This window comes from Halogranum amylolyticum (genome assembly GCF_900110465.1).
GTDB classification, from domain to species: domain Archaea; phylum Halobacteriota; class Halobacteria; order Halobacteriales; family Haloferacaceae; genus Halogranum; species Halogranum amylolyticum.
In genome coordinates this window covers 373,311-387,704 of the sequence record NZ_FODV01000003.1, presented here as the reverse complement: position 1 = coordinate 387,704, position 14,394 = coordinate 373,311, and the positions used below count along the sequence as shown (strand labels likewise).

Below are 14,394 nucleotides of genomic sequence, written 5' to 3'. Positions count from 1 at the left end.
TCGTCTATGTATCCGCTTGCTGGTAGATCGAGAGGGGTTCGACCGGCTCGGATTCCGATGCGTGTCATCGACCGAGAGAACCACTACGGCAGAGCTCTCGCTGCCCTTCACTCACTGCGTCGCCGGCGCATAGCGCCGGCTGCTAGCGGAACCTTCGGTTCTGCACTGCTGGCGAGGATCTCGCGGAAACGCAGGGCGAAGCCACGCACCACGACGAGAGAGCTCTCTCACGGCGTCGGCGGCTGCCCGTCGTACGCATCGTGGTCGGTGTAGAAGTTCATCATCGCGAACTTCAGTTTGTCCGGCCCGATGTCGATGAGCTCTTCGCGTTCCTCCGGCGGGAACGTCTTGCGGACGCCGTACTTCCCCATGTCGTTGTCCGTGTATCGTTTGTCGAGGAGGACGCGAACGCCGAAGTCGTCGGGCGAGCGGATCACCCGCCCGAGCGCCTGTCGCGTCTTTCGTATCGTCGGAATCTCGACGGCGTAGCGCCAGCCGGCCTCGCGGGAGCGCTCGGCGTAGGCACGGTCGTAGGCGTCCTGCACCGCCTCCATCCGCTCGGAGAGATGGGGGTAGGGGACGCCGACGACGGCGACCGTCCGGGCGTCGTCGCCGTCGAAACTCACCCCTTCGGCGAGCGTCCCCCACAGCGAGGTGAACAGCGCGCCGTCGCTCGAGGAGACGAACCCCTGTCGGAGCTCCTCGGTCGGCGTTCCGGCCTCGTCGAGAAAGAACTCCGTCCGACCCCTGTCGTCGGCGAGCCCCTGTCCGCCGCCGAGCAGTTCGTAGTATCGCTGGGCCTCCGAGTAAGAAGGGAAGAACAGCAGCGTGTTCCCGGGCGTGAAGCGGACGACATCCCGGAGCGTGGCGGCGACGACGTCCTGCGTCTCCTGCTCGCCGCGTTCGCTCGCGAACAACGCCGGTCCCTCGACGGCGTAGGTGCGGCGGTTCTCTTCGGGGTACTCCAGTCCGTAGGCGAGCGTCGCCGCGTCTTCGAGTCCGAGTACGTCCTCGGTGACGTCGAACGGGCGGACGGTCGCGCTCATCAGCACGCTGGCGTACACCTCCTCGAACAGCTCCTGCGTGACCTCTCGCGGGATACAAGTGTACAGCTCCGCCCGACCGTAGATCTCTTCCGTCCCGCCGTCGCGGCGGACCGAACACATCGGATGCTGGCCGAGTTTGTCGCCGTCGCTCATCCACGAGGCGATGAACGCTGCGGCCTGCTGGGTCTGACACTCCTGTCGCGTCGTCGTCTCGCCGTCCTTGTACGCCTGTTCGTACTCCTCGTCGAGCGACTCGCCCAACTGGAGCGCGAGGTCGACCTCCGCGTCGATGCCGCGGCCCTCGTAGCTGTCGAGGAACGCCATCGTCAGGTCGTCGCGGCGGTTCTCGTCGGCGATGGCGACGTCGTACCAGTTCTCCCCGACGTCGTCTCGCTCGTACGACCCCAGCGCATCTTCGTAGGTCGACTTGAGCGCGCGGTAGAACGCGCCGATCACGTTGCGGGCGTGCTCGGCACGGGAGTCGTCGACGTCGTCGAGTTCGTCGAGTGCGCTCTCGAGGGTGTTCTCCGTCAGCGTGCGGGTGGCGTGGTCCCGTGCGGCCGACTCGATGTTGTGCGCCTCGTCGAAGACGGTGATGACGTCCTCGGGGTCCCGGTCCAACCACCGGAAGAACTGCTCGCGGATCATCGGATCCAAGAGGTGGTGGTAGTTGCAGACGACGAGGTCGACGCCCTCCATCCCCTCCTTCAGCAGCTCGTAGCCGCAGTAGCCCTGCTTCTCGGCGTACTCGTAGACGTCGTCGGGGGTGCGGACGTCCTCGAACAGCCAGCCGAAGAACTCGTCGGTGTCGTCGACGAGGTTGTTGTAGTAGTACTCACAGACGCTGCCGTCCTCCATCTCCTCGAGGTCCCGTTCGATCGTGTCGAGCTCGTCCATCACGGCGCTGCGCGCGTCGGCGGCGGTGTCGTCGCCGTCCTGCATCCGGTCGAGCAACGCCTGCTCGCGCTGTTTCAACTCGGCCTTGTCGGCACGCTTCTCGACGACGCTGCGGGTCGTATCGCGGAGCGTCTGACATTCCTGGTAGCCCACGTCGATGTGACACATCGAGGCCTTCCCTTTGAAGACGACCGCGCGGATCGGTTTCTCGCGGGTGATGGCGCGGGCGTCCGCGACGAACTGGCGCATCTGCTGGTGGACGTTCGTCGTGATGACGACGGTCTTGTCGTGTTCGCGGGCGTAGTCCAGCGCCGGCACGAGCGCGGAGAGAGTCTTCCCCGTCCCCGGTGCGCCCTCGAGCAGGACGTCCTGCTGGCGGGCCAGCGAGTTGGCGATGCGGTCCATCGCCTCCGCCTGGTTCGGGTATGGCTCGTCGTAGGGGAAGAAGCGGAGATGTCCGTTCGAGTCTGCCACTACGGAGCGTTGGTCGTCATCGGGTTAAAACGCTCGGGAACCGGGGTGGATCCGACCCGGCCGTCCGAACCTAGACGATGCGTGCGCATCGATTATCAAGCTATCTCCGGGGTGCGCCGCGAACACCCCGTCGACGTACCGTTTTGCCCGTCTCGGCGAAATCATGGTATACGATGTCAACCGAAACCACGACAGCGACCGTTGGGACGACCGAAACGAGCACGTGGAAGGGAGGACTCGGTGCGGGACTCGCCGGCGGCGCCGTCATGGGCGTGATGCTGACGGTGATGATGACGCCGGTCATCGAGGTAGCGATCCCCGCGATGTACGGACTCTCCGGCGGGGCGGCAGGCTGGGTCATCCACATGAGCAACTCGGCGGTACTGGGCGTCGCCTTCGCCGGCATCGCCAACGCGCTCGGCGTCGGTGAGAACGTCCCGAAGAGCGTCGGCCTCGGCGCCGTCTACGGCGCGGTGCTGTGGGTCGTCCTCGCGGCGCTGGTGATGCCGGTGTGGCTCTCGGCCGTCGGCTTCCCGGGTGCCCCGCCGCTGCCGAACTTCAACCCGATGAGCCTCGTCGGCCACCTCGCGTACGGTGCCGTCCTGGGTGCGGTGTTCCCGTTCGTGCGGGATCTGTAGACGAATCTGACGCCGAAGAACCCGACTTTTCGAGATCGGGGACACGATAGCGACACCGTGTCCGTAGTCCGTTGTGACGCCGGTGTCCGCGTTACTCTACCAGTTCGACCAACAGTCCCTTCTGGGCGTGCAGGCGGTTCTCGGCCTGATCCCACACCAGCACGCGCTCGGACTCCAGGACGGCGTCGGTGATCTCCTCGCCGCGGTGCGCTGGCAGACAGTGCATCACCAGCGCGTCCGTCTCGTTCAGGAGCTCCATGTTCACCTGGTAGCCCTCGAACGCGTCGAGTTTCTCCTCGCGCTCGTCCTCCTGGCCCATGCTGACCCAGACGTCAGTGTAGAGGACGTCCGCGTCGGCGACGGCGTCGACCGGATCGTCGACGACGGTCGGTGCGTCACCCAGTTCGTCGGCCCGCTCCAGGACGGCGTCGCTCATCCCGTACCCCGGCGGCGTGCAGACGGTGAGGTCGACGCCCGCCAGCGCACAGCCGAGCACGAACGACTGGCCGACGTTGTTGCCGTCGCCGATCCACGTCGCCTGCACGTCGTCGAAGCCGCCGAACGTCTCCTTGATGGTGAGCAGGTCGGCGAGCGTCTGACACGGGTGAGCCTCGTCTGTCAACCCGTTGACGACGGGGACGTCCGCGTAGTTCGCGATCTCGAGGAGATCCGCGTGATCGAACAGGCGGACCATCACCACGTCGACGTACCGCGAGAGCACCCGCGAGGTGTCTTTCAGCGGTTCGCCGTGGCCCAGCTGGATGTCGTCGGGGCCGAGGAAGATGGCGTGACCGCCCAGTTGCGTCATCCCCGTCTCGAAGGAGATGCGCGTCCGCGTCGACGGTTTCTCGAACAGCATCCCGAGCGTCTGCTGGTCGAGTCGCGTCCCGTCCTCGCCGGACTTCAGCGCCGACGCCCGATCGAGGACCGTGTTCAGATCCTCCGGAGAGAGGTCGTCGATGTCGACGAGGTGGTCGACGTCGAGCATCAGCTCTCTCCTCCGAGGCGGTTGCAGACCGCGACGAGCACGTCGATCGAGGTGTCGTACTCCTCGAGCGGCAGATGTTCGTTGGGCGCGTGGTCGAGATCCGAGTCGCCCGGACCGTAGGTGACCATCGGACAGTCCCACACCTTCGCGAAGACGTTCATGTCGCTCGTGCCGGTCTTCCGCAGGAGGCGGGGGTCGCCGCCCTCCTGCCGGATGGCGACCCGGAACGCCCGGCCCACGTCGGTCCGGGGGCTCATCATCACCGGCGGCACGTCGTCGTACCAGCGGACGGTCCCGCCGTTGAGCTGCGAGTCGGCGACCTCGCGTACCTCTTCGACGGTCATCTCCGGCGGGACGCGGAACTGGACGTCCATCGTCGACTCGACGGAGAGCCCGTCGTCGGTCGTCCCGCCGGCCATACTGACGGGCTTACAGGTGACGCGCTCGAAGACGGGCGTCCACTCGTCGGTCTCGAACTCGTCTTCGACGTTCCGCCACCAGTCGAGGGCGTCCTGGATCGCGTTGTTCTCGGGGCGGGAGGTGTGACCGGACTCGCTCGTGGCGACGTAGGTACCCGCGAGCAGGCCGCGGTAGCCGAGGGTGATCCCCTCCCAACCGCTGGGTTCGCCGTTGACGACCGCGCCCGGTTCGGCGCGGCCCTCCTCGACGACGTGGAGCGCGCCGCGGGAGTCGACCTCCTCGCCGACGACGCCGATGAAGCTCATCCCGGTCTCGACGGCCGCCACGGCCATCGCCGCCAGCGGACCGGTTGCGTCGACGCTCCCGCGCCCCCACAGCGACTCGCCGACGCCGTCCTCGCCGTCTCTCACCTCGACGGGGATGTCGCCGGGGACGGTGTCGATGTGTGACGTCAGGAGTACGCGGTCGTCGGCGGGCGCGCGGACGTTGCCGACCTCGTCGATCCACACCTCGCGGTCGTGAGACTCGAAGAAGTCGACGAGCACCGCCGCGGCCGGCCCCTCCTCGCCCGACGGCGAGGGAGTGGAGACGAGGTCGTACAGCAGCTGCCGCGCCTCGGTGTCGAGCGCCGCCACCGTCCGCTCGGTGAGGTCGCCGGTCGTACTGCTCATTCGAGCACCTCTGTCAGCGCCTGGGTCATGCGGTCGGCGTGGCTCTCGTCGACGATCAGCGGCGGCAAGAGACGGAGTACCGACCGACCGGCGGGCAGCGCGAGGATCCCCTCCTGGAGCGCGAGCTGCTTCAGCAGGCGGTTTGCGCCGCGTTTCACTTCGATGCCGACCATCAGCCCCTGTCCGCGCACGTCGCGGACGGGCAGGTCGTGTTCCTCGGCGGCCGCCGCGACGTTCTCCATCAGATAGGAGCCGACGTCGCCGGCGTGCGTCGGCAGATCCTCCTCGACGAGGACGTCCAGCGTCGCGTTCGCCGCCGCACAGGGGACCGGCCCCCCCGAGAACGTCGACCCGTGGTCGCCGAACTCCTCGGTGAGCCAGTCCGCACAGAGCGTCGCACCCATCGGGAGACCGTTGGCGATCCCTTTTGCGGTGGTGAGCATATCCGGGACGACGCCGGCCTGCTCGCAGGCCCAGAGCGTCCCCGTCCGGCCCATCCCGGTCTGGATCTCGTCGAAGACGAGCGCCGCACCCGCGTCTTCGGTCACGTCGCGGGCGTGTGCCAGATAGTCGGCCGTCGCCGGGTGGATGCCGCCCTCGCCCTGGACGGGTTCGAGGAAGACCGCCGCCGTCTCGTCGTCGACGGCCTCGGCCAGCTCCTCGTCGTCGCCGTAGGTGACGAACTCGACGTCGCCCGCCAGCGGTTCGTAGGGGGCCTTGTACTTCTTCTTCCAGGTCATCGCCAGCGCGCCCATCGTCCGGCCGTGGAAGCCGCGCTTGGTGGCGACGATCTTCGAGTTCCCGGTGGCCGCGCGGGCGAACTTCATCGCCGCCTCGTTGGCCTCGGTGCCGGAGTTACAGAGCCAGACGTTCTCCAGGTCACCGGGGGCGAGCGCGGCGAGTTTCTCGTACAGTTCGGTGCGGACCTCGACCGGGTACGACGCCTGCACGTAGGTCAACTTCGCCGCCTGCGCTTGGATCGCTTCCGTGACCTTCGGGTGGGAGTGGCCGAGCGGCGTGACGGCGTAGTTCGCGCCCATGTCGAGGAACTCGGTGCCGTCGTTGGTGTAGAGATACGGCCCCTCGCCGGACTCGATCTGGAGGGGTTTCTCGTTGAAGACGAACCCGGTCATTGCTCCACCTCCTCCGCGTCGGCGACGTCGCTCAGTACGCCGGGTTCGACGTGGGTGCCGCCGCCGCCGAGCGCCGTCGTGATGGGGTCACGGACGTTGGCGTCGGCGACGATCACCTTCGCGGCTCCGCCCTCCAGCGCCTCCGTGGCCGCCATCACTTTCTTCGTCATGAACCCCTCGGCGGCGTCCTTCAGCGCGTCCAACTCGGCCGGCGTCGACGCCGACGAGATGAGCGACTCTGGGTCGTCGATATCCTCGTACACACCTTCGACGTCGGTGAGCACGACGAGTTCGCCACCGAGCGCACCGGCGACGGCGGCGGCCGCACGGTCTGCGTCGGCGTTGACGGGAACCCCGTCGTCGGCGAGCATCGGAACGGTCGCCACGGGCGTGTAGCCGCCGTCGAGGAGCGTCTCCAGCAGTTCGGCGTTGACGTCGGTGATCTTCCCGGAGTGGTCGCCGCGCTTGATCTTCTTCTTGCCGTCCTCGACGACGCGGACGGCGGACTTGCGCTTGCCCGTCAAGAGGCCACCGTCGACGCCGGAGAGGCCGAGCGCGTCGACGCCCGCCTCGCGGAGCGTCGCCGTCAGCTCGGTGTTCAGTTTCCCGGGCATCACCATCGTGAACACCTCCATCGTGCGCTCGTCGGTGAAGCGACCCGAGACGCCCGAGGGGGTCTCGACGTAGGTGGGTTCCTCGCCGAGTTCCTCCAGGGTCTCGTCGACGGCCGTCGACCCGCCGTGGACGACGACGACCTGCCGACCGTTGGCGACGAGGTGTGCGATGTCCTCGACCGCGCCCGCGGGTTCGACGGCGCGCGCGCCGCCGATCTTCACGACGACCGGCGGCTCTCGCGGCTCGCCTCCGTCCGTGTAGAGGCAGTCTTGAGCCTGTGCGTCGATGAGATCGTCGTGTGCGGCGAGGAGGTCCTCGCGCGTGTATTCGCTCGTCATTGGTGTTCTGTGGTGGCTCCCCTACGGTGCTCCGACGGGGTGGAAGCCGGTGAACTCTAACCCTGCTGTCTCTTCGAGACCGAGCGCGACGTTGGCGGCGTGGACCGCCTGCCCGGCCGAGCCTTTCATCATGTTGTCAATGGCCGAAAAGAGCACGAGACGCCTGTTCGAGGGGTCGACCTCGAAGCCGACCTCGCCGACGTTCGTCCCGGCGACGGCCTTCGGTTCGGGGTAGCGGTAGACGCCGCCGCCGCCCGCGACCATCCGCATGAACGGTTCGTCCTCGTAGCTCTCCCGATACGCGCCCCACATGTCGCCCTTCGTGACGGGGCCATCGGGGAAGACGTGGCACGTCGCTGACGCGCCGCGGATCATGTCTACGGCGTGGACGGTGAACGAAACGTCGAGACCGAGGAACTGCTCGATCTCGGCCTCGTGGCGGTGGCCGATCGGCGCGTACGGACGGACGACGCCCGAACGCTCGGCGTGGCTGGAGGCCTTGCCGGCGCTCGCGCCGCCCTCCGAGGAGCCGACCTTCACGTCGACGACGACCTGCTCGTCGCCCTCTAAGATTCCTGCCTCGAACAACGGTTTCAGACCGAGGATCGTCGCCGTCGCGTTACAGCCACCCGCGGCGATGAGCTCCGCCCCAGGCAGGTTTTCTCTGTTTATCTCGGGCAGTGCGTACTCCGACTTCTCCAGATACTCGGGACAGCTGTGGCCGTCGTACCACTCGTCGTACTGTTCTTCCGAGTCCAGCCGGAAGTCCGCCGAGAGGTCGACGACGGTGTCTGCAGCCTCCTGGAACGCGTCGACGTGCTGCATCGAGACGCCGTGGGGCGTCGCCGCGAACAGCACGTCGACGCTCTCGAGGTCGGTCGGGTCGCTGAACCGGACGTCGAGATGACGGAGGTTCGGGTGGACCGACCCGAGCGTCTTCTTCTCGTACTCCCGAGAGGTCGCCTGTGCGATCTCGAACTCCGGGTGGCCGTCGAGCAGGCGGAGCAGTTCGCCGCCCGTGAAGCCCGAGCCGCCGACGACGGCGGCGGAGAGCGTCTCCGTCACGCCGACACCTCCACTTCGTCGGCGTCGTCGGCCTCGGCGGCCTTCTCTTCGAGCCAGTCGACGACGGTGGCGGGAACGTCGACGTCGTCGCCGACGGCGTCGTTCAGCGCCTTGAACTCGACGGTGTGGTTGACCTCGTGGACGGTGTAGTCGGAACCCGTCTCCATGAGGTCGATGCCGAGCAGGCCGCCGCCGACGGCGTCGCTCGCCTGCTCGACGAGTTCGAGCGCGCGGTCGTCGAGGTCGAACGACTCGACGGTCGCCCCCTTCGCGGCGTTGGTCAGCCAGTGGTCCGACGAGCGGACCATCGCGGCCACCGGTTCGCCGTCGGTCGCCAGCACGCGGATGTCGCGACCGGGCTTCTCGACGAACTCCTGGACGTAGAACACCTTGTGCTCGTAGTGACCGAGCGTCGCCTTGTGTTCGAGGATCGCCTCGGCGGCGCTCTCCGAGTCGATCTTGGCCATTAGCCGTCCCCACGACCCGACGACGGGTTTGAGCACGCAGGGGTAGCCGAACTTCTCGATCGACTCCATGGCGCTCTCCTTCGTGAACGCCACGTCCGTCTTGGGGGTGGGGACGCCCGCCTGTGCGAGCGCGAGACTGTTCTTGGCCTTGTCCGCACAGACGTCGGCCGTCTCGGGACCGTTGACGACGGTGACGCCGTAGGCGTCGAGGAACTGCGTCGCGTAGAGCGACCGCGAGGTCGACAGACAGCGGTCGACGACGAGATCGAGGTCGTCGACCGGTGCGGTCGTCCCGTCGAGGCCGAACTGGTGTTTGCGAACGTCGATCTTCGTCACCTCGTGGCCGCGGTCGCGGAGCTCCGAGAGGAGAAGCTTCTCGTCTTTGCGGATACGGGAGTAGAGGATACCGACTTTCACGCAGACCACCCCTCGTGGGCGTGCGTCAGCCGACGCTGTGAGCTCGTACTGTGCAATTTACTCCCCCCAGTCCTCTTCGAGCTCCGGTGCTCGGTCGAGGACTGGCGGGTTGACGTCGATGACTTCGAGCTCTGCGCCACAGGTTCCACAGTCGATGATCTCTCCCGTCTCCAGGTCGTCCGAGAGGGCGACGTCGCCCCCACATTCGACGCATTCTGCTTCGGTCATGGTGTACTCCAGCGTTCGACGTTCGATACCATAAACCCATCGAAGTTGTAAGAAAATTCACACTAACTGCAGGCTACGCTACGGGTGTTAGAAGCTCTGTATCGTCCGTGTCTGAATCGGATGGCGGAGTTCAGATAGTATTAGTTGTCCCCGGAGGGGGACGGTGGTCGCAGTCGTGGCGGCCGCGGGTTCGGTGCCACGACGGCGTCCCGTCGGGGGCGTCGCTGTCGGCGTCGGAGTCGGTCAGTCAAAGCGTGCCACCTCCGTGCGGAGTTCGTCGGCGGCCGCGAGGAGGTCGTCGCGACGTGTCGCGAGCGCGTCGGTGTCGCTCGCGAGCTCGCTCGCCGCCGTCTCGAGGTCGGCGGCGACTGCCGTCGGTGCGGGACCGCCCTGCGAGTCGCGAGACGCGACGCTCTCGGCCGGGTCGAGCGCGGCTTCGACGGCGTCGCGAGTCACATACTCCCATAGCGACGCACCTAACACCTCCTCTGCGACCGCGTCAAGTGTTGCGACGCTCGGATTCCCCCCGTTAGCCTTTGCGGCCGCCTCCGCGACCATCTCGTGGGCCGTCCGGAACGGGATGCCCGCCATCGCCAGCAGGTCGGCGACGCCGGTCGCAGTCGAGAAGCCGTCCGCGGCCTCCGAGGCGAGAACTTCGGCGTTCCACGTCGCGGTCGCCACCGCCCCGGCGGCGACGTCGGTGGCGTCGGCCACGGCGTCGACCGCGTCGAAGGCATGGCCGTGGGCCCGCTGGAGGTCGCGGTTGTACGCCCGTGGGAGTCCCTTCAGCGTCGTCAGCAACCCGGTGAGGCCGCCGACGGCGTCGCCGGCGGTCCCACGAACGAGCTCCAGCGTGTCGGGGTTCTTCTTCTGGGGCATGATCGACGACGTCGACGAGTAGTCGTCCGAGAGGTCGACGTACCCCTTGTTGGCGAAGATGATGACGTCCTCGGCCAGTCCCGACAGCGTCGTCGCGTGCGTCGCCAGCGCCGACAGCGTCTCCGCGAGGAAGTCGCGGGCGGCGGAGGCGTCCATCGAGTTCGACAGCACCGAGTCGAACCCCAGGAGTTCGGCCGTGCGTTCGCGGTCGACGTCGAACGGCGTCCCCGCGAACGCTGCCGACCCGAGCGGCGACTGGTTGATGCGGTCGTAGGCGTCCAGCAACCGGGCCGTGTCGCGGGCGACCGCCGCCTCGTACGAGCGGAGGTAGTGCGCGACGGTGGTCGGCTGGGCGGGCTGGAGGTGGGTGTAGCCGGGCATCACCGTCTCGGTGTGCTCCGTCGCTACGTCCACCAGCGCCTCGCGCAACGCGATCGTGTTCTCCACGGCGTCGAGCACGTCCTCCCGGAGGCGATAGCGGATGCAGGTCGCCACCTCGTCGTTGCGCGAGCGAGCGGTGTGCATCTTCCCGCCCTCCGCGCCGACGCGGTCGATGACCGCAGACTCGATCGCCTCGTGGACGTCCTCGCCGTCGGGGAGCGCGCCGTGGCCGGCGTCTTCGACGTCGTCGAGCGCCTGCAGGATCTCGCCGGCGGTGTCGTCGTCGACGATCCCCTGCTCGGCGAGCATCACCACGTGCGCGCGGTCGACGGCGAGGTCGGCGTGGAAGATGCGCTCGTCGGCCGCGAGGCTGGAGAGGAACCCCCGCGCGGGGCCGCCGCTGAAGCGCTCGCGGCGGACGACGCCCGTGTCGTCGGAGGTGTCCTCGCTCATCGGTTACTCCTCGCTCTCGTCTGCGCCGCTTCCGTCCGCCGCCAACTCGGGCTTCTCGACGCCTGCTGCGACGTCGTTGGCGAGGCGGCCCTGGAAGCCGTGGTACTTGGCGACGCCCGTGGCGTCCTCCTGCGTGATGTCGCCGACGGTCTCCGTGTTGAAGGAGGCGACTTCCTCGGAGTAGACCGAGTAGTCGGACTCACGGGCGACCGGGCGGCACTGCCCGCCCTGTAGTTTGACCGTCACCTTCCCCGTGACCTTCGTCTGCGTCTCGTCGATGAACCCCTCGAGCGCCTTCACGAGCGGCGCGTCGACGAGTCCCTCGTAGCCCTTCTGGGACCACTGGTCGTCGACCTGCGTCTTGAAGTCACGCTCCTCCTTCGTGAGTACGAGCTGTTCGAGCCCTTCGTGGGCAGTGAGAAGCACCGTCGCCGCGGGGTGCTCGTAGTTCTCGCGCACCTTCAGCCCGAGCATGCGGTCTTCCATCATGTCGGTGCGACCGACGCCGAACTTTCCGGCGAGGTCGTTGAGGTGTTCGATGAGGTCGGCGGGGTCCATCTCCTCGCCGTCGACGGCGACGGGGTAGCCGTTCTCGAAGCTGATCTCGACGAGCGCCGGCTCGTTCGCCTCCGCCGGGTCGTCGGTCCACTCGTAGATGTCTTCCGGCGGCACGTAGCTCGGGTCTTCGAGCTGGCCGCCCTCGATGGAACGGCTCCAGAGGTTCGTGTCGATGCTCCAGACGCCGTCGTTACCCGACTGGACGGGCAGGTTCTTCTCGTCGGCGTACTGCTTCTCCCACTCGCGAGTGAGTCCCATCTCGCGGACGGGAGCGATCACCGTCAGGTCGGAGGTGCGCCAGACGGCCTCGAAACGGAGCTGGTCGTTGCCCTTGCCCGTACAGCCGTGGGCGATGGCGTCGCAGTCCTCCTCCTCGGCGACGTCGAGGATGGCGTTGGCGATGATCGGACGGGCGAGCGCCGTTCCGAGGGGGTAGCCCTGGTACGTCGCGTTCGCGCGGACCGAGTCGAAGCAGAGTTCGGCGAACTCGTCTTTGGCGTCGACGACGTGGATGTCCAACCCGTGTGCGTCGGCCGTCTCCTTTGCCTCCTCGAACTCCGACTCCGGTTGGCCGACGTCGACGGTGACGCCGACGACCTCGTCGTAGCCGTACTCCTCTTTGAGTAGTGAAACGCAAACTGTCGTGTCGAGTCCTCCGCTGAACGCGAGGGCGACGCGCTTTGTCATGTACCTCAACGTCTGCCGTTGAGAGTATTAAATTCTTGGTTTCTAATTTCTGAAATAAAGTCGCAGAGATGCCTATAGGCGGTACAGAGGCTTGTGAGTCTGTAGTCGGGAACTCGGGGTCGGGGTGAAGATAAGAGTGGGCCTAAAGGCCCGGTCGTCGGACTCGTCGTCGGAGAAGGAGGGAGGCGGCGCTCGCGAGAGTGCGAGCGTCGGTCGGACGAGTCCCTTCCATTGGTGATTCGTTGTCGATGCGGGCTATTAAACGCTTTCGGGGCGGCAAGGGTTACGAGTCGTGTCACGGCGACACGGGGTTCGCCTCGTCAACTCGTCGACCCGCGCCGTAGCACGACCGCTTCAAGCTGGTCGGCGTACTGCATCAACACCGACCCGAGCACGCTCATGACGAGCACGTAGCCGACCGCGAACGCCGGGATCACCTGTGTCATCACCTCTGTCGTCCCCGCGGCGGCCGTCGCCGCGATGATGAGCGAGAACTCCCCGCGGGTGACCATCGTCACGCCCGTCCGGAACGACCGCCGCTCGTCCAGCCCGAACTGTCGTGCGCCGTAGTAGCCGCTCACCACCTTCGCTGGCGCGGTCAGGACGACGGCGACCGCGAGCAGGCCGACCACGTCGACGATGACCGCCGGATCCGTCCCCAGCCCGATCCAGACGAAGAACACCGCCGCGAACACGTCGCGGACGGGGGTCAGCAGATTCTCGATGCGCTCTTTGTGCTTCGTCGCGGAGAACCCCATTCCGACGAAGAACGCCGCGACCGCCTCGCTGACGCCGAGCGCGAGCGCGAGCGCCGCGACGGGGACGGCGATGCCGAGCACCCGCAGGACGAACAGTTCGCCGCCGTCGACGTCGAGGGCGCGCTCGAACCACTGCCCGCCGTAGTACACCGCGACGACGAGCACGAGCAGGAACGCCATCGCGACGCCGACGTTCGTCGCCGTCTCCTGCAGTCCGTTCCCGCCGGCGACCAGCGAGGCGACGATAGCGAGGTAAACGGCGATGACGAGATCCTCGAAGACGAGGATGCCGAGGATCGGTTCGCTCTCGGGGTTGGCGATCCATCCGAGGTCGATGAGCGACTTCGTGATGATCGCCGAGGAGGAGATGTAGACGATGCCGCCGAGCAGCAGCGACTCGACCAGCGACCAGCCGAACACCAGCCCGATGGCGACGCCGATCGGGAGGTTGACCACGATGTCGATGAGGCCCGCGCTCGTGATGCGGTCTCGCGTCGAGAGCAGTCGGTCGATGCTGAACTCCAGCCCGAGGAAGAACAACAGCAGGATGATCCCCAACTCGCCGAGGACAGTCGTCGTCTCGCCAGCCTCGACGTACAGCAGGTCGAACGCGCCGGCGACGTTCGGCCCGAGGACGACGCCGGCGACGACGTACACGGGGATGACCGACAGGCCGATACGGGCCGCGATGACCCCCGCGACGGCCACGCCGAAGAACAGCAGTCCGATCTGTGCGAGCCCGGCCGCCATCAGTCCTCGTCACCGGAGACGTAGCCGACGAACGATCGGCAGGCGTCTTTCTGTCCGAGCACGACCAGTGTGTCGCCCGCCTCGATGGCGACGTCGGCGCCGGGGCTCGGGATCGTCTCGTCGCCCCGCTGGATGGCGATGATGGAGACGCCGTACCGCTGGCGGACGTCCGCCTCGGCCAGCGTCACGCCGACGAGCGACGAGTCGGCGTCGACGTCGACCCACTCGATGACGACGTTGCCGGCCAGGAGCGTCTCGATGCGGTCGGTCTTGACGGGCTGGAAGTACGCCCCTTCGAGGATCGTGCCGACCTGTCGGGCGAGTTTGTCCGACAGCTCGAACAGCTTCTCGGAGTCGGCGTCCTCCGAGGGCCGGCGGTACACTTCTCGCTTGCCGGCGTGGTGTGTGACGACGACCAGTCGCGACCCGTCGTCGAGTTCGATCTCGTGTTTCTTTCCGACGCCGGGTAAGTCGCTCTCGTAGACCGTCATACGGAGTCGTTGTCGGAGACGATTAATAAGGGTAGGCCTC

At 67.1% G+C, this 14,394-nt stretch carries 13 protein-coding genes; 1 reads left to right on the top strand and 12 read right to left on the bottom strand.

The window, feature by feature from the left end; all coding sequences use genetic code 11:
- Positions 1-227 precede the first annotated feature (227 nt).
- The gene (locus BSG17_RS08020) at positions 228-2,348 is read right to left on the bottom strand and encodes an ATP-dependent DNA helicase (RefSeq protein WP_244531503.1); all 2,121 of its coding nucleotides are present in this window, start codon (positions 2,346-2,348) and stop codon (positions 228-230) included.
- Positions 2,349-2,590: 242 nt separating this feature from the next.
- Here BSG17_RS08020 and BSG17_RS08015 point away from each other — a divergent pair, with 242 nt between their 5' ends.
- Positions 2,591-3,055: a DUF6789 family protein gene (locus BSG17_RS08015; protein ID WP_089822779.1), complete on the top strand. Its 465-nt coding sequence runs from the start codon at positions 2,591-2,593 to the stop codon at positions 3,053-3,055.
- A 91-nt stretch (positions 3,056-3,146) separates the two neighbouring features.
- Here BSG17_RS08015 and argF read toward each other — a convergent pair whose 3' ends face one another.
- The 11 genes from argF to BSG17_RS07960 form a co-directional block, all read right to left on the bottom strand.
- The gene (gene argF, locus BSG17_RS08010; protein ID WP_089822777.1) at positions 3,147-4,043 is read right to left on the bottom strand and encodes an ornithine carbamoyltransferase; all 897 of its coding nucleotides are present in this window, start codon (positions 4,041-4,043) and stop codon (positions 3,147-3,149) included.
- Positions 4,043-5,134 carry a [LysW]-lysine hydrolase gene (locus BSG17_RS08005; protein ID WP_089822775.1) on the bottom strand — a complete coding sequence of 364 codons (1,092 nt, stop codon included), beginning with the start codon at positions 5,132-5,134 and terminating at the stop codon, positions 4,043-4,045. Before BSG17_RS08005 ends, argF begins: the two co-directional genes overlap by 1 nt.
- On the bottom strand, positions 5,131-6,267 hold the full coding sequence (locus BSG17_RS08000; RefSeq protein WP_089822774.1) for an aspartate aminotransferase family protein: 1,137 nt from the start codon (positions 6,265-6,267) through the stop codon (positions 5,131-5,133). Before BSG17_RS08000 ends, BSG17_RS08005 begins: the two co-directional genes overlap by 4 nt.
- On the bottom strand, positions 6,264-7,220 hold the full coding sequence (locus BSG17_RS07995; protein WP_089822772.1) for an acetylglutamate/acetylaminoadipate kinase: 957 nt from the start codon (positions 7,218-7,220) through the stop codon (positions 6,264-6,266). Before BSG17_RS07995 ends, BSG17_RS08000 begins: the two co-directional genes overlap by 4 nt.
- Positions 7,221-7,241: 21 nt before the next feature.
- Positions 7,242-8,285, bottom strand: a complete 1,044-nt coding sequence (gene argC / locus BSG17_RS07990; RefSeq protein ID WP_089822770.1) for an N-acetyl-gamma-glutamyl-phosphate reductase — start codon at positions 8,283-8,285, stop codon at positions 7,242-7,244.
- Positions 8,282-9,169: a lysine biosynthesis protein LysX gene (gene lysX, locus BSG17_RS07985; RefSeq protein WP_089823052.1), complete on the bottom strand. Its 888-nt coding sequence runs from the start codon at positions 9,167-9,169 to the stop codon at positions 8,282-8,284. Before lysX ends, argC begins: the two co-directional genes overlap by 4 nt.
- Before the next feature lie 57 nt (positions 9,170-9,226).
- A complete protein-coding gene (gene lysW / locus BSG17_RS07980; protein ID WP_009367138.1) occupies positions 9,227-9,397 on the bottom strand; it encodes a lysine biosynthesis protein LysW in 171 nt (56 codons plus the stop codon).
- 243 nt (positions 9,398-9,640) lie between these two features.
- Complete coding sequence (gene argH / locus BSG17_RS07975; RefSeq protein WP_089822768.1) at positions 9,641-11,110, bottom strand: argininosuccinate lyase; 1,470 nt, start codon at positions 11,108-11,110, stop codon at positions 9,641-9,643.
- A 3-nt stretch (positions 11,111-11,113) separates the two neighbouring features.
- Positions 11,114-12,355: an argininosuccinate synthase gene (locus BSG17_RS07970; RefSeq protein ID WP_089822766.1), complete on the bottom strand. Its 1,242-nt coding sequence runs from the start codon at positions 12,353-12,355 to the stop codon at positions 11,114-11,116.
- Positions 12,356-12,675: 320 nt separating this feature from the next.
- Positions 12,676-13,863, bottom strand: a complete 1,188-nt coding sequence (locus tag BSG17_RS07965; protein ID WP_089822763.1) for a cation:proton antiporter — start codon at positions 13,861-13,863, stop codon at positions 12,676-12,678.
- Complete coding sequence (locus BSG17_RS07960) at positions 13,863-14,354, bottom strand: cation:proton antiporter regulatory subunit (protein WP_089822761.1); 492 nt, start codon at positions 14,352-14,354, stop codon at positions 13,863-13,865. The genes BSG17_RS07965 and BSG17_RS07960 overlap by 1 nt, the downstream gene beginning before the upstream one ends.
- Positions 14,355-14,394: the final 40 nt, after the last annotated feature.